This window comes from Achromobacter sp. 1011811831, assembly GCF_059760905.1.
The window spans coordinates 1-21,087 of sequence record NZ_JCBANG010000084.1; the positions used below are offsets into that span (position 1 = coordinate 1).

Annotated in this window: 14 protein-coding genes; 7 read left to right on the forward strand and 7 right to left on the reverse strand. The window is 68.3% G+C overall.

The genetic code is table 11. The features are described 5' to 3' along the window. Positions 1-41 precede the first annotated feature (41 nt). Both AC6LJ9_RS24610 and AC6LJ9_RS24615 read right to left on the reverse strand, forming a co-directional pair. A complete protein-coding gene (locus AC6LJ9_RS24610) occupies positions 42-2,909 on the reverse strand; it encodes a 2-oxoglutarate dehydrogenase E1 component (protein ID WP_498149559.1) in 2,868 nt (955 codons plus the stop codon). Between the two features lie 346 nt (positions 2,910-3,255). Further along, complete coding sequence (locus tag AC6LJ9_RS24615) at positions 3,256-3,726, reverse strand: Lrp/AsnC family transcriptional regulator (protein ID WP_498149560.1); 471 nt, start codon at positions 3,724-3,726, stop codon at positions 3,256-3,258. Between the two features lie 194 nt (positions 3,727-3,920). On the opposite strand from AC6LJ9_RS24615, the gene AC6LJ9_RS24620 reads away from it, so the two are divergent. Next, positions 3,921-4,937 (forward strand): 1-aminocyclopropane-1-carboxylate deaminase, encoded by a 1,017-nt coding sequence (locus AC6LJ9_RS24620; RefSeq protein ID WP_498149561.1) that lies wholly within the window; start codon positions 3,921-3,923, stop codon positions 4,935-4,937. Between the two features lie 154 nt (positions 4,938-5,091). Continuing rightward, positions 5,092-6,807, forward strand: a complete 1,716-nt coding sequence (locus tag AC6LJ9_RS24625) for a hydantoinase/carbamoylase family amidase (RefSeq protein WP_498149562.1) — start codon at positions 5,092-5,094, stop codon at positions 6,805-6,807. 88 nt (positions 6,808-6,895) lie between these two features. Here AC6LJ9_RS24625 and AC6LJ9_RS24630 read toward each other — a convergent pair whose 3' ends face one another. Then, on the reverse strand, positions 6,896-8,950 hold the full coding sequence (locus AC6LJ9_RS24630; protein ID WP_498149563.1) for an OPT family oligopeptide transporter: 2,055 nt from the start codon (positions 8,948-8,950) through the stop codon (positions 6,896-6,898). A gap of 308 nt (positions 8,951-9,258) precedes the next feature. Here AC6LJ9_RS24630 and mdeB point away from each other — a divergent pair, with 308 nt between their 5' ends. From mdeB to AC6LJ9_RS24645, 3 genes are all read left to right on the forward strand, one after another. Further along, positions 9,259-11,958: an alpha-ketoglutarate dehydrogenase gene (mdeB, locus tag AC6LJ9_RS24635; RefSeq protein ID WP_498149570.1), complete on the forward strand. Its 2,700-nt coding sequence runs from the start codon at positions 9,259-9,261 to the stop codon at positions 11,956-11,958. 374 nt (positions 11,959-12,332) lie between these two features. After that, positions 12,333-14,627, forward strand: coding sequence for an NADP-dependent malic enzyme (locus AC6LJ9_RS24640; protein WP_498149564.1), 2,295 nt, complete (start codon positions 12,333-12,335; stop codon positions 14,625-14,627). A 210-nt stretch (positions 14,628-14,837) separates the two neighbouring features. Next, complete coding sequence (locus tag AC6LJ9_RS24645) at positions 14,838-15,290, forward strand: DUF2214 family protein (protein WP_103273221.1); 453 nt, start codon at positions 14,838-14,840, stop codon at positions 15,288-15,290. Between the two features lie 13 nt (positions 15,291-15,303). On the opposite strand, the gene AC6LJ9_RS24650 is transcribed toward AC6LJ9_RS24645, so the two are convergent. Continuing rightward, positions 15,304-16,188, reverse strand: coding sequence for a LysR family transcriptional regulator (locus tag AC6LJ9_RS24650; protein WP_498149565.1), 885 nt, complete (start codon positions 16,186-16,188; stop codon positions 15,304-15,306). Between the two features lie 9 nt (positions 16,189-16,197). After that, positions 16,198-16,965 carry a MipA/OmpV family protein gene (locus AC6LJ9_RS24655; RefSeq protein ID WP_498149566.1) on the reverse strand — a complete coding sequence of 256 codons (768 nt, stop codon included), beginning with the start codon at positions 16,963-16,965 and terminating at the stop codon, positions 16,198-16,200. Positions 16,966-17,130: 165 nt separating this feature from the next. Between AC6LJ9_RS24655 and AC6LJ9_RS24660 the strand changes: the two genes are divergently transcribed. Together AC6LJ9_RS24660 and AC6LJ9_RS24665 are read left to right on the forward strand one after the other, a co-directional pair. Further along, complete coding sequence (locus AC6LJ9_RS24660; protein WP_392410577.1) at positions 17,131-17,799, forward strand: response regulator; 669 nt, start codon at positions 17,131-17,133, stop codon at positions 17,797-17,799. Continuing rightward, a complete protein-coding gene (locus tag AC6LJ9_RS24665; protein ID WP_498149567.1) occupies positions 17,796-19,145 on the forward strand; it encodes a sensor histidine kinase in 1,350 nt (449 codons plus the stop codon). Before AC6LJ9_RS24660 ends, AC6LJ9_RS24665 begins: the two co-directional genes overlap by 4 nt. A gap of 18 nt (positions 19,146-19,163) precedes the next feature. On the opposite strand, the gene AC6LJ9_RS24670 is transcribed toward AC6LJ9_RS24665, so the two are convergent. Beyond that, on the reverse strand, positions 19,164-20,279 hold the full coding sequence (locus AC6LJ9_RS24670; RefSeq protein WP_392410579.1) for a hypothetical protein: 1,116 nt from the start codon (positions 20,277-20,279) through the stop codon (positions 19,164-19,166). A gap of 56 nt (positions 20,280-20,335) precedes the next feature. Next, positions 20,336-21,067 carry an ABC transporter ATP-binding protein gene (locus AC6LJ9_RS24675; RefSeq protein WP_498149568.1) on the reverse strand — a complete coding sequence of 244 codons (732 nt, stop codon included), beginning with the start codon at positions 21,065-21,067 and terminating at the stop codon, positions 20,336-20,338. Positions 21,068-21,087 lie beyond the last annotated feature (20 nt).

The window sequence follows — 21,087 nt, forward strand, 5'->3', positions numbered from 1 at the left end:
CGCCGGTTCTGATTCCGGCGCGCCGCCGCGCGCTTTGGTGCTTACTTCGTCAGCATGACCTTGAACTTGGGCGCGAAGGCGGTCTCGATCAGGGCCTTCTGCTGTTCCTGGTGCTTGGCCAGGTAGCCGACGGCCGGCGAAGCCGACGCGGCACGACCGGCGTAGCCCAGCTTCTGGCCTTCGGTCATGTTCTCGTACACATGATGCTGGATGTAGAACCACGGGCCCTGGTTCTGCGGCTCGTCCTGCACCCAGATCACTTCCGTGGCCTTGGGGTACTTGCGCAGTTCGGCTTCGAAGGCCTTGTGAGCGAACGGATACAGCTGCTCGACACGGACGATGGCGACGTTATCGGCGCCACGCTCGCGGCGGGCGTTGACCAGGTCGTAGTAGACCTTGCCCGAGCAGGCCAGCACGCGCTTGACCTTGGCGGCGTCGATCGTGTCGTCCACTTCGCCGATCACGGGGCGGAAGCTGCCGCCGGCCAGATCGGTCAGCGGCGAGCCGGCGTCCTTGTTGCGCAGCAGCGACTTGGGCGTGAACAGCACCAGCGGCTTGCGGAACGGGCGGATCATCTGGCGACGCAGGACGTGGAAGATCTGCGAGGCCGAGGTCGGCTGAACCACTTGCATGTTGTTGTCGGCGCACAGCTGCAGGAAGCGCTCGATGCGGCCCGACGAGTGCTCGGGACCCTGGCCTTCGTAGCCGTGCGGCAGCATCAGCGTCAGGCCCGACTGGCGGCCCCACTTGGCTTCGCCGGAGCTGATGAACTGGTCGATCACGACCTGGGCGCCGTTGACGAAGTCGCCGAACTGGCCTTCCCAGATAGTCAGCGTGTTGGGCTCGGCGCTGGAGTAGCCGTATTCAAAGCCCAGCACCGCCTCTTCGGACAGCACGGAGTCGATCACGGTGAAGGGCGCCTGGCCTTCCGAGACGTTCTGCAGCGGGATGTAGGTGCCGTCGTTCCAGCGTTCGCGGTTCTGGTCGTGCAGCACGGCATGGCGGTGCGTGAACGTGCCGCGGCCCGAGTCCTGGCCGGTGATGCGGATGGCGTAGCCCGAGGACACCAGGGTGGCGAAGGCGAGGTGCTCGCCCATGCCCCAGTCCAGGTTCATCTCGCCCTTGGCCATGGTGCGGCGGTCGTTCAGCAGCTTGGCGACCAGCGCGTGCACGGTGAAGCCTTCCGGCACCGTGGTGATGCGCTCGCCGATGCGCTTCAGTTCAGCCAGCGGCACGGCGGTGTCGGCCTGGTCGGTCCACTTGGCGCCCAGGAACGGCGACCAGTCGATGGCGTACTTGCTCTTGTAGTCGGTCAGCACCGGCTCGATGGTGCGCTGGCCGTCTTCCATCAGCTGGCGGTAGTCCTTGACCAGCTGGTCGGCTTCGCCTTCGGCCAGAACGCCCTGCGTGGTCAGCTTGTCGGCGTACAGCTTGCGCGTGCCGGGGTGATGGCCGATGCGCTTGTACATCAGCGGCTGCGTCAGCGAGGGGGTGTCCTGCTCGTTGTGGCCCAGCTTGCGGAAGCAGACGATGTCGACCACGATGTCGTGGCGGAACTGCAGGCGGTAATCCAGCGCCAGCTTGGTGACGAACACCACGGCTTCGGGATCGTCGCCGTTGACGTGGAACACCGGGGCTTCGATCATCTTGACCACGTCGGTGCAATACAGCGTCGAACGCGAGTCGCGCGGGTCGGACGTGGTGAAGCCGATCTGGTTGTTGATGACGATGTGCAGCGTGCCGCCCGTGCCGTAGCCGCGGGTCTGGGCCAGGTTCAGGGTTTCCATGACCACGCCCTGGCCGGCGAAGGCCGCGTCGCCGTGCACCAGCACCGGCAGCACTTGCTTGCCCTCGGCGTCGCCGCGGCGTTCCTGGCGAGCGCGCGCGCTGCCTTCGACCACGGGGTTGACGATTTCCAGGTGGGACGGGTTGAACGCCAGCGACAGGTGCACCGGACCGCCACGGGTGGACAGGTCGCTCGAGAAGCCGTTGTGGTACTTCACGTCGCCGTCGGTCAGGCCTTCGGCGTGCTTGCCTTCGAACTCGGCGAACAGGTCGCCGGGCATCTTGCCCATGATGTTCACGAGCAGGTTCAGGCGGCCGCGGTGGGCCATGCCGACCACGATTTCCTGCACGCCGTTCTCACCGGCGTGGTTCACCACTTCGTCCATCGAGGCGATGAAGCTTTCGCCGCCTTCCAGCGAGAAGCGCTTCTGGCCGACGTACTTGGTGTGCAGGAAGCGCTCGAGGCCTTCGGACTCGGTCAGCTGCTGCAGGATGTGGCGCTTTTCCTCGACCGTGTAGGTCGGCGCGCCCAGGGTGGTTTCCAGGCGTTCCTGGATCCAGCGCTTGGCGGCGGGGTCGGAGATATGCGTGAATTCGGCACCGATGCTGCGGCAGTAGGTGTCGCGCAGCGCCTTCAGGATGTCGCGCAGCGTCATGGTGCTGGCGGTCGTGAAGTAGGTGTTGGTGGCCGAGTAGGTCTGGTCCAGGTCGGCTTCGGTCAGGCCGTAGAAGGCGGGATCGAGTTCGGGGATCGGCGGACGTTCCTGGCGCTTGAGCGGATCGAGGTCGGCCCAGCGCGAGCCCAGCGAACGGTAGGCGGCGATCAGCGACTGCACCGAGACTTGCTTGCTGGCGACGCTCAGGTCGGGTTCGGCGGCGCGTTGCACGAAGGCATTGGCCTTGGCGCGCTGGGCGAACGATTCGACGATGGGGGCGTGGGCCTGGTCGCGGGTGGATTCCTGGCCGTCGGTGGCGGGAGCGTGCTGCAGCTGGTCGAAGTATTCGCGCCAGTTGTCCGGCACCGAACCGGGGTTGTCGAGGTAGGCTTCGTAAAGCTCCTCAACGTAGGGGGCGTTCCCCCCAAACAGATAAGACGTGGATAGGGATTCTATTTCCGAAGACATAATCGCTTCACCTTTACGAGTGCTTCACTCGACACGATGCAGGAAAAAACCTTCCGCGACACGGGCTTCCCGGTTAGCGGATAGCAGGGGCAGAAGGCGCGTACAAGCCCTTAAAAGCCGTATGGATTAAGAGTATAACCCTTTGAGTTTATGGGCGTCTTGCTGCGATTGCGTGACGCAAAATGACTGTCTGCCGCCGTTTCCCGGCCTGCGGGAATGTCCTTGCAACCCCTTCTATCGAGCCGTCTACTCGCATTCAAAATACCGTCCGCGAAAAATGTGGCGGCGCATCATGAGCGACCGGACAGCGGCGCAGTGTTGCGCTTTTGCCTCGTATCAGCGGCAGTCATAGCGGCAATTCGGTGGTCGACATGATCTCCTTCAAGACGAAGAAGGTGCGAATCTGTCTTACCCCCGGCAGCTTGATGATCTCGCCCGCGTGCAGCTTGTTGAAGCGCTCCAGGTCGCGGATGCGCAGCATTAGGAAGTAGTCGAACTCCCCCGCCACCAGGTGGCATTCCAGGCAGCCGCTGATGCCGCGCGCGGCCTCCTCGAAGTCGGTGAAGGCCTCGGGCGTGGAGCGGTCCAGCACCACGCCCACGATCACCAGCGTCCCCATGTCCGCCGCGGCCGGCTCCAGCAATGCCACCGTCTTGCGGATCACGCCCTCGGCCCGCAGCTTTTCCACCCGCCGCAGGCAGGCCGCCGGGCTGAGGTTCACCCGCGCGCTCAGGTCCAGGTTGGTGATCTGCGCGTCCTTTTGCAGCACCCGCAGGATCTGGCGGTCGATCCGGTCCAGGCTGGAGATGGCGGCCATCGTATCCGTCCCTTTAAATTTAATTTTGATGAATGATCATTTTTATAAATTCAAACGAATATCAAGTCCACAAACTTGAATGAAACATCAATAAACCAAGAAAATACGCAATTGACCACATAAGCCCATGATTCCTATGATTTTTTCAGCCACCGCCGCTTCCGGCCCGGCTCGAAAACGCCAAAGGAGCCCTCATGGACTTGCAACGCTTCCCCCGCCACCGCCTGACCTTCGGCGACACGCCCATCGAAAAACTGGACCGTCTGTCGGCCCACCTGGGCGGCAAGGTCGAGCTCTACGCCAAGCGCGAGGACTGCAACAGCGGCCTGGCCTTTGGCGGCAACAAGCTGCGCAAGCTGGAATACCTGATCCCGCAGGCGCTGGAACAGGGTTGCGACACGCTGGTCACCATCGGCGGCATCCAGTCCAACCACACGCGCATGGTCGCGGCGGTGGCGGCCAAGCTGGGCCTGAAGTGCGTGCTGGTGCAGGAAAACTGGGTGGACTACTCGGACGCCGTCTACGACCGGGTCGGCAACATCATGATGAGCCGGCTGATGGGCGCCGACGTGCGGCTGGTGGACCAGGGTTTCGACATCGGCTTCCGGCGCAGCTGGGAAGAGGCGCTGGAGGACGTGCGCCGCCGTGGCGGCAAGCCCTACGCCATTCCGGCCGGCGCCTCGGATCATGAACTGGGCGGACTGGGCTATGTGGGCTTCGCCGAGGAAGTGCGGCGCCAGGAAGCCGGGCTGGGCTTCAAATTCGACTACATCGTGGTCTGCGCCGTCACCGGCAGCACGCAGGCCGGCATGGTGGCGGGCTTCGCCGACGATGGCCGCGCCGACCGCGTGATCGGCATCGACGCCTCGGCCACGCCGGACCAGACGCGGGCGCAGATCCTGCGCATCGCGCGCCGCACCGCTGACATGGTCGGCCTGGGCCGCGCCATCGAGGACGCCGACGTGACGCTGGACACGCGCTACGCCTATCCGGCCTATGGCCTGCCCTCGGCCGAGACCAACGAGGCGATCCGCCTGTGCGCGCAGCTGGAGGGCATGATGACTGACCCGGTCTACGAGGGCAAATCCATGCAGGGCATGATGGACAAGGTCCGGCGCGGCGAGTTTCCCGCCGGCTCGCGGGTGCTGTACGCGCATCTCGGGGGGGTGCCGGCGATCAACGCCTACAGCTTTCTCTACCGCAACGGTTGAGCCGGGCGCCTACGGCGCGCTGGGCTGGCCTTGCGGCGACCTGCGCTGAGACGGCTCGGCGATGCAACCCATGCATTCATGTATATGACCGCGACGGGATTCGGGCTATGGTGTCTGGCCCTTACCCGCCCCTGCCCTCTCACGGATGCACGCCATGCCCCATACGCTAGCCCGACTCAACGCCTCGACCGCCGACGACGCCGCCAGCATGCTGGCCGCGCTGTACCCGGGCGCGCCCGGAATCGCGGCCCGGGCGCTGGCGGAACGCCCCTACGCCACGCTGGCCCAGCTCAAGCAGGCCTTGCGCCGCGCCGTCGATGGCGCGGGCGGCGAGGCGCTGGCGGCGCTGATCCGCGCCGGCGCCAGCCCGCTCCCCGAGGGCGGCACAGCTACGGAGCGGGACGCGCTGGCCGGACTGGCCGCCACCTATCGCGAACGCCATGGCCACGATCCGGTGCTGGCTTCGCGCGATGCGCGCGGCCGTGAACTGGATACGGGCCAGGCGGTCGCCAGCCTCGCGCGCCGCCTGGACAATCCGTCCGACATCGAAAGGCAGGAGACGCTGATCGCGCTCCATCGCAACGCCGAACTGCGGCTGCGCGACGGCTTCGACGACAGGCCGGAACTGGGCGAGGACATCTGGGACTGGCATGAGCAGCTGAGCGCGCACAGCGATCCCGGCTACGCCGAGCGCGGCCAGCTCACCGTCACTTACCTGACCGACGCCCACCGGGCCTGCGCCCGCCAGATCGAAACCTGGATGCGCGACTGCGGCTTCGACGAGGTCGGCATCGACGCGGTCGGCAATGTCGTCGGCCGCTATCGCGCCGCCACGGCGGACGCCCCCATCCTGTTGACCGGCAGCCACTACGACACGGTGCGCAACGCCGGCAAGTACGACGGCCGCCTGGGCATCTTCGTGCCCATGGCCTGCGTGCGCGAGCTGAGCCGCCAGGGCCGGCGGCTGCCGTTCCAGATCGAGGTGGTCGCCTTCGCGGAAGAAGAAGGCCAGCGTTATCCCGCCACCTTCCTGGGATCCGGCGCGCTGACCGGCGACTTCCAGCCCGCCTGGCTGGACCAGGTGGACGCCGACGGCATCAGCATGCGCGAGGCGCTGCGCCGCGCCGGCCTGCGTGCCGAGGACATTCCCCGGCTGCGCCGCGATCCGGCGCGCTACCTGGGTTTCATCGAGGTGCATATCGAGCAGGGCCCGGTGCTGTACGAGCTGGGCCTGCCGCTGGCCGCCGTGACCTCGATCAATGGCTGCGTGCGCTACCGCGTGCGCATCCAGGGCATGGCCAGCCACGCCGGCACCACGCCCATGGGCAGCCGCCGCGACGCGGCCACGGCTGCGGCGGAACTGCTGCTGTACGTGGAACGGCGCGCCGCGGCCGACGCGGGCTCGGTCGGCACGGTTGGCATGCTGGAGGTGCCGAACGGCTCGATCAACGTGGTGCCCGGGGAATGCCGGTTCAGCCTGGACCTGCGCGCGCCCAGCGATGCGCAACGCGACGCGCTGGCCCGCGACGTGCTGGCCGAGCTGGACGCCATCTGCGCGCGCCGCGGCCTGCGCCAGACGACGGAGCAGACCATGCACGCCTCGGCCGCGCCCAGCCATCCGCGATGGCAGCAGCGCTGGGAGCGCGCCATCGCCGCGCAGGGCCTGCCGCCGCATTGCATGGCCAGCGGCGCCGGCCACGACGCCATGAAGCTGCATGAAATCATGCCGCAGGCCATGCTGTTCGTGCGCGGCCAGAACCACGGCATCAGCCACAATCCGCTGGAAACCACCACCAGCGACGACATCCAGCTGGCCGTGCAGGCCTATGGCAGCCTGCTGGACGAGCTGGCCCGCGAATCGGGGAATTGAACAAGAAAATCGGCCCGCGATCGCGGGCCGGCATCAGGATGGCCGCCCGCCGCCGGTCTGCCGACGGCGGGCCGATCCCGGGAATCGCTCAGGCCAGGCGCATCACCCGGCGCCAGAACAACACGGCCACGAACGCGAACACGGCCAGCCCCAGGTACGAGGCGGTGACGCCGAAGTCCGCGCCGACCAGGGCCAGCGGCGCTTCGCTGCCCGAGGCGCCGATGATGGCGGCCATCAGCACGCCCACCAGGCTCTCGCCCACGATCAGGCCGGAGGCGATCAGCACGCCGCGCCGGTTGGCGGCGTCGGCGTAGTCGTCATAGCGCTGGCCGGCGGCCGCGGCGCGGCGGCGCAGCGCGCGCTCCAGCGCCCAGGCCAGCAAGGCGCCCGCCACCAGCGGCGCGGCGACGGTGGGCGGCAGGTAGATGCCGATGCCCACGGCCAGCACCGGCATGCGCGCCACGCGGCAGGTGCGCTGCATGATGGCGTCGACCGCGATCAGGCCCACGCCCACCGCCATGCCGATCAGGATCATGGTCCAGTTCAGCTGGTGCGAGAAGATGCCGCGCGCGATCGCCAGCATCAGCGTCGCCTGCGGCGCGGACAGGGCCTGGCCCGGATCCATGCCTTCGCGCGGCATGGCGTCGGCGAAGCCGTAGGCGTTATACAGCAGTTCCAACACCGGCGAGATCACGGCGGCGCCGAGCACGCAGCCGATCAGCAGCGCCACCTGCTGGCGCCAGGGCGTCGCGCCCACCAGCCAGCCGGTCTTCAGGTCCTGCAGGTTGTCGTTGGCGATCGAGGCCACCGCCACCACCGCCGAGGTGCTGAAGATCGCCAGCGCGATGGTCATCTGCACGCCGTTCTTCGCTTCCAGCAGCTCGCCGCCCAGGACCAGCATCAGCAGCGAGACCAGCACGATGGCGACGATGCCCACGCCCGAGATCGGGCTGGACGACGTGCCCACCAGGCCGGCCATGTAGCCGCAGGCCGCCGCCACCAGGAAGCCGAAGACGAAGGCGAACAGCACGGCGTAGGCGACCAGCTTCCAGACGGCAGCCGCCGACAGCGGCGCGTCGGCCAGGAAGACCTGGAACGTGACGACCAGGATGGCCACCAGCACCAGCGTGACGAGGGAGATCCAGCCCGCCGACAGGTCGCGCTCGGTGCGCGGCGCCTGGCCGGCGCGGGCCTTGCCCGCCTTGCTCAGGGCCGAGAACGAGGCCTTGACGCCGCGCGCCATCGGCATGAACAACGTGGCCAGGGTCCAGATCGCGCCCACGCCGATCACGCCGGCGCCGATGAAGCGCACCTGCGAAGACCAGATGCCGGTGGCGTACTGCGCCAGCGTCTTGCCGGTCGGCAGGTCGCCCATGGAGGTCAACACCGGCACGGCGATGCCCCAGGCGATCACCAGACCGGTCAGCATGGCCATGCCGGCCACGATGCCGATCAGGTAGCCGGCGCCCAGCAGCGCCAGCGAAAAGCCCATGGGCAGGCGGAACACCGCCCCGCCCAGCGCGAACCAGCCGCTCACGCTCTCGCCCAGCACCCGCAGGCCGCTGGCGGCGAAGCTCACCGCCGCGGCGACCACGCCGCCGGCCGCGATATCGGCCATGCCGGTGGCGGCGGGCTTGGCCGCCTTGCCCGGCGCGGTGTCGGCCTGCGCTTCCTGAGCGCGCTCGGCGCTGCCCACCCGGAGAATCTCGGCCGCGGCCACGCCCTCGGGATAGGGCAGCTCGCTCTGCACCACCATGACGTGGCGCAGCGGAATCGAGAACATCACGCCCAGCATGCCGCCGGCGGCGCAGATGCCCAGGGTCTGCCAGAACGGAAAGCCCTGCCAGTAGCCCATCATGACCAGGGCGGGCAGGATGAAGATGATGGACGACAGCGTGCCCGCCGCCGAAGCCTGCGTCTGCACCATGTTGTTTTCAAGGATGTTGGCGTCCTTGAACAGGCGCAGCACGGACATGGAAATCACGGCCGCCGGGATGGCGGACGAGAAGGTCAGGCCAACCTTCAGCCCGAGGAACACGTTCGAAGCCGTGAAGATGACGGTGATCAGTGCGCCCAGCAGGACGCCGCGGAACGTCAGTTCCGGCAGCGTCACGTTTGCCGGGACGCTGATGGGTTGAGCCATTGAAGTCTCCTTTTCACTGGCCGGGCGGCCACGTTTCGGACTTCTGGTCCGCGCCGTGGCGCCCGGCCTTAGGGGCATGTCGCCCTGTAGGTTTGCCGGTTGGTTTTTTTGCCAAACCGCGAATTCTAGCCTGCCCGCGTCCGCCCAGTGGTCGCGCGACATCAAACGCCTTGCACGGCAGAAACTGCCGCCAGCGAAAAAGATCGCGGAAGATTATGCTGAATCCCTACGATACCGCACGGGAATTTGGACACTCATACCGGAGGCCAGGGTCTAGCATGAGCGCTATAACAGGAGACGATTTCACCATGTGCGACGCCAGCCATCCGAACGCCGGGCAAGACCTCCGGCAAGCCGCCACCGAGGACGCCGATCCCGCCGAAACCGCCGAATGGCGCGAGGCCCTGCAGGCGCTGGCGCAGAGCGCCGGCCCTGGCCGCGCCGGTTACGTGCTGGAGAATCTGCTGGCCCACGCCGCGTCGCTGGGGCTGCGCGCCAACGGCCAGACCCGCAGCGCCTATCTGAACACCATCCCGGCCGACCAGGAGCCGCCCTTCCCCGGCAACCTGGCGGTGGAAGAGCGCATCGCCCGCATCAATCGCTGGAACGCGCTGGCCATGGTGGTGCGGGCCAACCAGGCGCACGGCGAGCTGGGCGGCCACATCGCCAGCTATGCCTCGGCCGCCGACCTGTTCGAGGTGGGCTTCAATCATTTCTTCCGCGCGCAGGGCCCGGACGGTCCCGGCGACCTGGTCTACATGCAGCCGCACTCCGCGCCGGGCGTCTATGCGCGCGCCTACCTCGAAGGCTTCCTGAACGACGAGGACCTGGCGCATTTCCGCCAGGAGATCACGGCGCGGGCGCGCGGCCTGCGCGGACTGTCGTCCTATCCGCACCCGTGGCTGATGCCGGACTTCTGGCAGTTCCCCACCGGCTCGATGGGAATCGGCCCGATCAACGCCATCTACCAGGCCCGCTTCATGCGCTACCTGGAACACCGCTCGCTGGCGCCGGCCAGCGAACGCAAGGTCTGGGGCATCTTCGGCGACGGCGAGATGGACGAGCCCGAATCCATCGCCGCGCTGACGCTGGCCGCGCGCGAAAAGCTCGACAACCTGGTGTTCGTGGTCAACTGCAACCTGCAGCGCCTGGACGGCCCGGTGCGCGGCAACGGCCGCATCATCGACGAGCTGGAAACGCTGTACGCGGGCGCCGGCTGGAACGTCATCAAGCTGGTCTGGGGCAGCGACTGGGACGCGCTGCTGCGGCGCGACGCCACCGGCGCGCTGGCGCGCGCCTTCGCCAACACGGTGGATGGCCAGTTCCAGACCTTCGCCGCCAATGACGGCGCCTTCAACCGCGCGCATTTCTTCAACCAGAACCCCGAGCTGGCGGCGCTGGTGGCCGACTGGACCGACGACGCCATCGACCGCCTGCACCGTGGCGGCCACGACATGGTGAAGATCCACGCCGCCTACCATCGCGCCGCGCGCCACCGCGGCCAGCCCACCGTCATCCTGGCTCAGACCAAGAAGGGCTTCGGCATGGGCACGGCCGGCCAGGGCAAGATGACCACGCACCAGCAGAAGAAGCTGGATGACGAGGCGCTGCTGGCCTTCCGCGACCGCTTCGCGCTGCCGATCTCGGACGCCGACTGCCTGGCGCTGAAGTTCTACCGCCCGGCGCCCGACAGCGCCGAAATCCGCCACCTGCAGGCGCGCCGCGCGGCGCTGGGCGGCCACATCCCCCGCCGCAACATGCAGTCGCCGCGCCTGCCCGCGCCCGAGGTCGCGCAGTGGGGCCGCTTCGCGCTGGAGGCCGACGGCAAGGACATGTCGTCGACCATGGCGATCGTGCGCATGCTGACCGCCCTGCTCAAGGACGCGACCGTGGGCCCGCGCATCGTGCCCATCGTGGCCGACGAGGCGCGCACCTTCGGCATGGCCAACCTGTTCCGCCAGATCGGCATCTATTCGGCGCAGGGCCAGCTGTACGAGCCGGAGGACATCGGCTCGGTGCTCTATTACCGCGAGGCGCGCGACGGCCAGATCCTGGAGGAAGGCATCACCGAGGCCGGCGCGATCTCGTCCTGGACCGCCGCCGGCACCAGCTATTCGGTGAACGGCCTGCCCATGCTGCCGTTCTATATCTATTACTCGATGTTTGGCTTCCAGCGCATCGGCGACCTGATCTGGGCCGCCGCCGACCAGCGCACGCGCGGCTTCCTGGTGGGCGCCACTTCCGGCCGCACCACGCTGGGCGGCGAGGGTCTGCAGCACCAGGACGGCTCCAGCCACCTGACGGCGGCCACCGTGCCCAACTGCCGCGCCTACGATCCGGCCTATGCCTACGAGGTCGCCGTGATCGTGGAATACGGCATGCGCCGCATGCTGGACGAGCAGCACGACGAATTCTTCTACCTGACCGTCACCAACGAGAACCTGGCCCAGCCCGACATGCCGGCGGACCCGGCGGCGCGCGCGGGCATCCTGCGCGGCCTGTACCGGCTGCGCCCGGCGCGCGGCCAGGCCCAGGTGCGCCTGCTGGGCTCGGGCCCGATGCTGCGCGAGGCCGAACTGGCGGCCGACCGCCTGCGCGACGAATACGGCGTGGACGCCGAGGTCTGGAGCGTGACCAGCTATTCCGAACTGGCGCGCGACGGCCGCGAGGCCGAGCGCGCGCGCCTGCTGGGCCTGCCGGCGGCCACGGACGCCGACTGGGTCCAGGCCTGCCTGGGCGGCAGCCAGGCGCCCGTCATTGCGGCCAGCGACTACGTGCGCGCCGTGCCCGAACAGATCCGCGCCTGGGTGCCCGCGCCCTACCGCACGCTGGGCACCGACGGCTTCGGCCGCAGCGACACGCGGGCGCAACTGCGCGACTTCTTCGAGGTCAGTCGCGACTGGATCGTGCTGCAGGCGCTGGACAGCCTGGGACGCACGGCCGACGTCCAGGCGCTGCGTGAGCGGCTGGGCGCGGCAACGCGCCAGACGCCGCCCTGGGCGCAATGAAACACGGAGAGGCGGCCGCGCCATTGCGGCATGGCCGCCTCTCCGCTACCCATTCCCCACCGACCCGCTCCCGAATCGAGGCCCGCAGTCGGACTTGTCCCAGGCCTGCATTCCCCCCTCTCCGCGTCCCCCATTCCTTTCGCGGCTCGCCCCTACCCCGAACCGCGCGGATTCCCCACCACGATCACGCGCCGGCTTGATCAAAGTCCACCCTGAATCCGCCGCTCGTTGCGGCGCAGCAAGCGCTCGCGCCCGCTTTCTGGTGAAATACGGACGTTCCCAGGCATTTCCTCAAAGAATACGCGGGCCCCAGGCCCGCATTTTTGTTTCCCGTTTCTGTTTCACCGTTGATGGCCCTCGCAGGCCCTATCCCCATGGACGACACTCTCGCTAAATTGGCGTTGGACTACCACGCCTACCCGACCCCGGGCAAAATCTCCGTCACCCCGACCAAGACGCTGGCCAACCAGGACGACCTGTCGCTGGCCTACTCGCCGGGCGTGGCCGCCGCGTGCATGGCCATCTTCGACCAGGGCGACGACGCCGCGTCCAAGTACACCTCGCGCGGCAACCTGGTGGGCGTGATCACCAACGGCACCGCCGTGCTGGGCCTGGGCAACATCGGCCCGCTGGCCGCCAAGCCTGTCATGGAAGGCAAGGGCTGCCTGTTCAAGAAGTTCGCCGGCATCGATGTGTTCGACATCGAACTGGCCGAGAACGACCCCGACAAGCTGGTCGACATCATCGCGGCGCTGGAGCCCACGCTGGGCGGCGTCAACCTCGAGGACATCAAGGCGCCCGAGTGCTTCTACATCGAGAAGAAGCTGCGCGAGCGCATGAAGATCCCGGTCTTCCACGACGACCAGCACGGCACCGCCATCATCTCGTCGGCCGCCATCCTGAACGGCCTGAAGGTCGTGAACAAGGACATCGGCTCGGTCAAGCTGGCCTGCTCGGGCGCCGGCGCCGCCGCCATCGCCTGCCTGGACCTGCTGGTGCACCTGGGCGTCAAGCGCGAGAACATCTACGTGGTGGACTCGCGCGGCGTGATCTGGGAAGGCCGCGATGAAAACATGGAAGCCAACAAGAAGCGCTATGCGCAGAAGACCGACGCGCGCACGCTTGCCGACGTGGTCGACGGCGCCGACGTGTTCCTGGGCTGCTCGACCGCCGGCGTGCTGACCGCCGACATGGTCAAGACCATGGCCGACCGTCCGCTGATCCTGGCCCTGGCCAACCCCGAGCCGGAAATCCGCCCGGAAGTCGCCAAGGCCGCGCGCCCCGACTGCATCATCGCCACCGGCCGTTCGGACTACCCGAACCAGGTCAACAACGTGCTGTGCTTCCCCTTCATCTTCCGCGGCGCCATGGACGCCGGCGCCTCGTGCATCACGGAAGAAATGAAGCTGGCTTGCGTGAAGGCCATCGCCGACCTGGCCCAGGCCGAGCAGAACGACGAAGTGGCCCGCGCCTACGCCGGCCAGGAACTGTCGTTCGGCCCCGACTACATCATCCCCAAGCCCTTCGATCCGCGCCTGATCGTGCAGATCGCCCCGGCCGTGGCCCAGGCCGCCGCCGAGTCCGGCGTGGCCGCCCGTCCCATCGAGGACATCGAGGCCTACCGCCAGAAGCTGATGGGCTTCGTGTACCACTCGGGCCAGCTGATGCGCCCGCTGTTCGCCCAGGCCAAGAAGGCGCCCAAGCGCGTCATCTACGCCGATGGCGAAGACGAGCGCGTGCTGCGCGCCGTGCAGACCGTCATCGACGAGAAGCTGGCCCAGCCCATCCTGATCGGCCGCCCCTCCGTCATCGAGATGCGCATCAAGAAGTTCGGCCTGCGCATGACGCCGGGCGTGAACCTGGAGATCGTCGATCCCGAGGACGACGGCCGCTTCAACGAGACCTGGAACGCCTACTACCAGCTCAAGGGCCGCGAGGGCGTGACGCCGGCCATCGCCAAGGCGATGATCCGCAAGCACAACACGCTGATCGGCGCGATGCTGCTGCGCCGTGGCGATGCCGACGCGCTGCTGTGCGGCGTGGCCAGCAAGTACGACAACCAGCTCAAGTACATCGACGAGATCATCGGCAAGAAGGAAGGCCAGACCTACGCCGCGCTGAACGTGCTGATGCTGCCCGACCAGACGCTGTTCGTCACCGACACGCACGTCAACGAGAACCCCTCGGCCGAGGAACTCGCCAGCATCACCATCCAGGCCGCCGACGAGATGCTGCGCTTTGGCGTGGTGCCGAAGATCGCGCTGCTGTCGCACTCGAACTTCGGCAGCCGCCAGACCGAGTCGTCGCGCAAGATGGCCGCCGCCCGCCAGCGCGTGCAGGAACGCGCCCCCGACCTGGAAGTGGACGGTGAAATGCACGCCGACGCCGCGCTGTCGGAGAAGATCCGCGTGCTGGCCTATCCGGACAGCACCCTGAAGGGTCGCGCCAACCTGCTGGTCATGCCCAACCTGGACACCGGCAACATCACCTACAACATGCTGAAGATGACCGGCAGCAATGGCGTGGCGATGGGTCCGATCCTGCTGGGCGCGGCCCGCCCCGTGCACATCCTGACCACCAGCGCCACCGTGCGCCGCATCGTCAACATGACGGCGCTGGCCGTGGTGGACGCGCAGCAGGAAGCTGCCGAGGCCGCCCGCCGCCGCTAAGCCGGCGCGCGGTATCGCAGGCAGGGCGCCCCAAAGGGGGCGCCCTTTTTTTTCGCGCGCACGGTCTGGCCGGGAACGCCGGCGCGCCGTCCTCCTCGCGCCACGCGAAGAATGCCCACTGACGGCCGCTGTCATGCCGGCGCGCTGGTGCCGTCCCGCGCCTCGGTGTTAAAAACTGGGCATCCCCACTCCCCGTTTCTGGACACCGTCATGCTGCAAGACGCCCTGCTCGCCTGGATCCACTATCTCGCCATCTTCGTGCTGGTGGTCGTCATGACCGCCGAGGCCGTGCTGCTGCGCCCCGGCCTGGCGCCGGACACGGTGCGCCGGCTCGCGCTCTATGACCGCGTCTACATGTTCTCGGCGCTGGCCGTGCTGGCCACGGGCCTGCTGCGCCTGACGCTGGGCGCCAAGGGCGCCGCCTTCTATATGTCCAATCCCTGGTTCCACGCCAAGATCACGCTCTTCATCGTGATCGGGCTCTGTTCGATCCCGCCCACGCTCAGCTTCCTGCGCTGGCAGAAGCAGGCGCGCCAGCAGCCGGGCTTCGTGCCCTCCGAGCCCGAGATCCGCCGCGCCCGGCGCTGGGTCATGATCGAATCGCACCTGTTCATCCTGCTGCCGCTGTGCGCGGTGCTGATGGCGCGCGGCATCGGCATGTAGCGCCGCGCCAGGCTCAGTCCAGGCGCCGCGCCAGATGCCCGGCCAGCGCCCGCACCCGCGCGGGCAGCAGACTGGTCTCGGTCAGCGCATGGACGGGCAGCGGCGCCACGCGCCATTGCGGCAGGATCCTGCGCAACATGCCCGCGCGCACATAGGGTTCCTGGTCGCCGCCCAGCGCGGCCACGCCGGCGCCCAGCGCCGCGAGCCGCCGCGCCATGCCGGCTTCATTGACCGAGAAACGGCTCGCGGGCCGCACCTCGACGCGCTCGTCGCCGCAGGCCAGCGGCCAGCGCGCCGCCAAGCCATCGGCGCGCAGCCTGAAGCCGATGCAATCTTGCTCGCGCAGGTCCGACGGATGCGCCGGTTCGCCCCTGGCCGCCAGATAGGCCTCGGCGGCATACAGCCCGCCGGACACGAAACCCAGATGATGCGCGACGCGCGACGATACCGGCGGCTCGCCCACGCACAGGGTCAGGTCCGCCGCGTCGAACACGCGGCCCGCGTGCTCCGGATTGGCCAGGTTCAGCTGCAGCCGCATGCCGGGATAGCGCCGCGTGAAGTCCACGAAGGCCCCGGCCAGCGCCTCGGTGGCGAAGCCCGCCGGCAGATTGACGCGCAGCAGGCCCTCGAAGGGCGCGTTGCCGTCCTGCAGTTCCTCATGGACGAGCCGGGCCTCGGCCAGGATGCGCCGGCAGCGCTTCAGGTATAGCTGGCCGGCCTCGGTCAGCGCCAGCTTGCGCGTGCTGCGGCTGAGCAGGCTCAGGCCGACCGAGCGCTCAAGCCCCGCCAGCCTGCGCGACAGCGTGGACCGTGGCAGCCCCAGCGCGGCGGCCGCCAGGCTGAAGCTGCCGCGCGCCGCGACCTCGGCGAACATTTCCATGTCCTGCAAGCGCTTCATCGGACCCGCTCAGAACGCGTAGACCATGCCCACGCTGCCGAACACATTGCTGTCGCGCTCGACCAACGGGCTGTCGCGGGCGTCGCCCAGCACCGTCGATACGCCCAGCGTGGCGACCGTGCTCCAGCGCGCGGACAGCTGATGCGACCAGGCGGCATACAGCGACGCCGACTGTAAGCCCGAAGACGGGGAATAGGCGTGCAGACCGGCGCGGCTGCGGGCGGCCTGGCCCGGCGTGACGCCGTACCAGGTCTGCATGGCGTCGCCGTTGGCCCATTCGGCGTTGACGCCCACGCGCAGCGCATTGCTGTCGTCGCGCCAGGCCAGGTAGCTGGCGCGCAGCTCCATGACGCCGCCATAGCCTTTATGGGCGGCCTGGCGGTAGGCCAGGCCCAGCGCGTAGGGGCCCGGGCGCCATTCCACGAAGGCGCCATAGGTCGCGTGGTAGTCGATATCGTCCAGTCCTTTCAGGCGATCGGCATCGCTGGAATCGCGGTTCAGGCCCATGCCGACGAATACGCCGGCCTCCCAATCCTGCGCCAGCCGCGTCTTCAATCCCATGGCCGGCAGGCCGGCGCGCGGGGTCACGAAGAAGCTGCCCGACTCATAGTTCAGCATGGGCACCGGCAGTGTGCGGTACTCGCTGGAGCCCTGGTAGACCGGCACTACGCCCACCCCCAGCCCCACGACATTCCGGCCGCCGCCCTCGGCCTGGACGGCGGCCGCCGCCAGCATCGATGCCGCGGTTGCCAGGAAACGGCTTGTTAATATGCCCATACTTACTTTCATCAAGGTTCATGCTCCAGGCGGTTGATCACGGCCGGGAACGTCGCCGGCCAGGGGCCTGTAACCCCAGCGCCGCATTCTGGCGGGGACCTTTTAAGAATTTTTTAAGCCCCGGGGACCGCGCCTCGCGCCCTGTCCCGGCGGCCCGGAGGCCCCTTGCGGATCTTGCTCGTTGAAGACGACGCCATGCTCGGCGACGCGGTGTGCGCCGGCCTGACGCAGGACGGCGCGCGGGTGGACTGGGTCCGCAGCCTGTCCGACGCCCGCCTCGCCCTGGTCGAGCACGACTACAAGGCGGTGCTGCTGGACCTGGGGCTGCCCGAGGGCAGCGGCCTGAAGGTACTGGCCTCGATGCGCGCGCGCTACGACGCCACGCCCGTGCTCATCATCACCGCGCGCGACCGCCTGAGCGAACGCGTCGCCGGCCTGGACGCCGGCGCCGACGACTACATCGTCAAGCCGTTCCAGCTCGACGAACTGCAGGCCCGGCTGCGCGCCGTCCTGCGCCGCAGCAGCAACACCGTGGTCTCGGCCATGCGCCGGGGCGATGTGGCGATCGAACCGGCCCGCCAGATCGTCACGCGCGCCGGCAGGGAAGTCAGCCTCAGCGCCCACGAATACCGCACGCTGCTGGCCCTGATGGAGCGCATGGGCCAGACCGTCAGCCGCGAACAGCTGGAGGTGGCGGTATATGGCGGCAGCGGCACCATCGAGAGCAATACCGTGGCGGTCTATGTCCACCAGTTGCGGCGCAAGCTCGGCGAAGGCCTGATCGTCACCGCGCACGGCGTGGGCTACCGCATCGAAACAGGCGATACGCCATGAAATCCCTGCGCAAGCGCCTGGCGGCCGCCTTACTGCTGACGATGACGCTCGCCTGGTTCGCGGCCTTCGCGCTCCAGCACCGCATGGTGACCGACGAGCAGACCGGCCAATGGGACCAGTCCCTGCGCGATGCGGCGGTGCAGGCCATGACGCTGGCGCCGGACAGTCTGCTCGAACGCGCGCCCGGCGCGGGCCTGGCGGTCGCCACCACGCCCGAGGAGGACGCCGATCAGACCCGCGTGCAGGTCTGGTCTCTGGCTGATCGCCGGCTGCTGCAGCGCACGCCAGACACGCCGGACGCGCCCTTCGTCGTCGACTTCAAACCCGGCTATGCCACTTCTGATTCTGGCGGACAGACTTGGCGCGTCTATGCCCTCAACGACGCCAGCGGCCGCGTCCAGGTCCAGGCCGCCAAATCCACCCAGGCGTTGCGGGAAAACTATGTCCACCGCCTGACGCGCGGCCTGATCTTCGCCACGCTGATGTTCCTGCTGCTCGTGGCCGCGGCCCTGGGCGTGATGCGCCGGGCCTTCAAGCCGGTGGACCGCGCGGGCGACATGATCCTGCGACGCCAGCCGCAGGATCAGACATTGGTGCCGCTGGCGGGCATGCCGGCCGAGCTGCGGCCGTTCATCGATTCGATCAACCAGTTGCTCGAACGCCAGCGCGCGACGGTCGAGCGCGAGCGTGAATTCCTTGCCAACGCCGCCCATGAGCTGCGCACGCCGCTGGCCGCGCTCAGCGCCCAGGCCGAACTGGTGGCGCGCAGCCCCGACACGCCGCAACGCGCCGAAGCCGTGGACAAGCTGCGCGCCGTGGCCATACGCACCGGCCGCCTGACCGAACAGCTGCTGGACCAGGCCCGCACCGATACCCTGTGCGACAGCGTGCCGGAAACGCTGCGCCTGGACCAGCTAGCGAACATGATCGCGCGCGACTACGAGGCCGCCGCCCAGCGCAAGCAACAGCGCATCGTCCTGGACACGCAGCCCTGCGCCGTCATGGGCAACCTGGATGCGCTGGGCGTGCTGCTGCGCAATCTGCTGGACAACGCGCTGCGCTACACGCCCGCGGGCGGCCAGGTGATGGTGTCGTGCCGCGACAGGCAAGACGGCGGCGCGGTGCTGAAGGTAGCGGACAACGGCCCCGGCATTGCGCCGCAGGAACGGCAGCGCGTCTTCGACCGCTTCCACCGCGTGGCGGGCAGCGGCGAGCGCGGCAGCGGCATCGGCCTGGCGCTGGTCGCGCAGATCGCCCGGCGCCACGGCGCGGACATCACGCTGGGGGTCGGGCTGCAGGACCGAGGCATCGCGCTGACCGTCACGTTCCCGTCGTCCGCGCCCTGACGTCGCGGCGCCCGCGCATCAGGGGCAGCGCACCGGCGGTTCCTGCGGATCCGTCTCGTTGACGATGATCCGCGCGAAGCGCAGCACGCCGGCCTCTTCGTTGGACAGCACGCCCAGCACGGCGCCGTCCGGCGCCTGCACCACCGACGTGCCATCGTTCACCGGCTGCGACTGACCCGCGCGCGTCGCCTGGCCGGGCGCCACCGGGCTGAACACCCAGGACTGCGACGGAAAGCGCTGGCGCAGCGGATAGCCCGCCGTCTTCACCTGCGTGCCCGCCGGATAGCGCATCTCGCCCAGCGTCAAGGGGCAGGCCAGCTCGGCATCCGACACCGCCAGCAGCTGGCGGTTTTCATCCAGCTGAACCGTGGGCCGGCCCAGCGTCAGGCCCGCCAGCGGCAGTCCCAGCGGATCGCGCACGCGAACCATCCAGTTCACCGGCTCGCGGTGCCCATCCGTGTAGACGACGCCTCCCCCCATACGCAGCAACTCGGTTCCGGCCGGCCAGCGCCCCACGCCCCCTTCGATGGCATTGCCCCCGGCCAGCACGCATTCGGCGAATTCTGGCCGCGTCCCTTCGTCCTCCACGCGCAGGCGCAGTTTCTGGCTCGTATCGCACAACCAGCCCTCGACCTGCTGCGGCCCCTCGCCCCACAGGTGGATGGTGTGCGGATAGCGGCGCAGCTCCTCGTACGTCTTGGAATCGTAGTCGGTGTGCAGGTAGCGTTCGATACGGGAGACACGCAGGCCAAAGGCCGGCGCCGGCGGGTCGAACAGCGCCTCGGTGAAGGTTTCCAGCTCACCTTCCTTCGCCAGCGTCAGCCGCGCGCCGGCCGGCATCAGCACGCCGCCCAGCGTCTGCGCCTGGGCCAGCGTCACGCGTCGGGCGGCATCGCGGCGCGCGAATTCGCGGTCAATCTGCCACACCTGGTATTGGAATGACAGGTAGAAGCTGGCGGCCAGCGCCAGGACCAGCATCAGCACGACGCCCAGCACCGGCCTGGCGGCGAAGCGGGAACGCGCCCGCCGGCTCAACAGCAACCGCAACAGCCATATCAGCAGACACACTCCCGCGCCCATCGAGGCGAACAGCAGGAGCAGGGATTCGATCGAAGGTAGCGCGACGGGAATCATGGCTGAGCATGATACGCGAGTCGATACACGCATCAGCTCCTGTGTATCCCAGCGTTTCAATCCGCTGCGCGAGCGGCTCGCCCTCCTTTCTGCTGGGTGAAATGATCCAGCGCCGACTCGTCTGTCAGCTCATCGGGCTGCAGCGCCCGCGTGATGACGCCCTTGTGGATCAGCAGCACGCGATCCGACAGCTGGCGGATGAAGTCGATGTTCTGCTCCACCAACACGATGGTCAGCCCCAGGCGCGCGCGCACCTCCTTCAGCTTGTCCACGATCTCGTCGATGATGGAAGGCTGGATGCCTTCGGTGGGTTCGTCCAGCAACAGCCGCCGGGGCCGCGCGACCAGGGCCCGCGCCAGCGCCAGCAATTGCTGTTCGCCTCCGCTCAAGGCGCCGCCAGGGCGGCCAGCCAGGGGCTTCAAGCGCGGATACTCGGCCAGGATCTCTTCCACGTCCATGCTGCGGCCGGGATTGGCCTTGGCGGAAAAGCGCAGGTTGTCCAGCACCGACAGGCCGGGAAAGATGCCGCGCCCCTGCGGCACATACCCCATGCCCAGGCGGGCGCGGGCATGCGACGGCAGACGGGTGATGTCCGCATCCTGCAGGCAGACTTCGCCCGCGCTGGCGGGCAGCACGCCCATCAGCGTCTGGAGCAGCGTGGACTTGCCCATGCCGTTGTGGCCGAGCACGCCCAGGAACTCCGATTCGCCGACATGGAAGCGGACGCCGTCCAGGACCGGGATGCGGCCATAGCCGGACGACAGATGGTTGACCGTCAGCAGGTTCATGCGCCGCGCCCTCGTCCCAG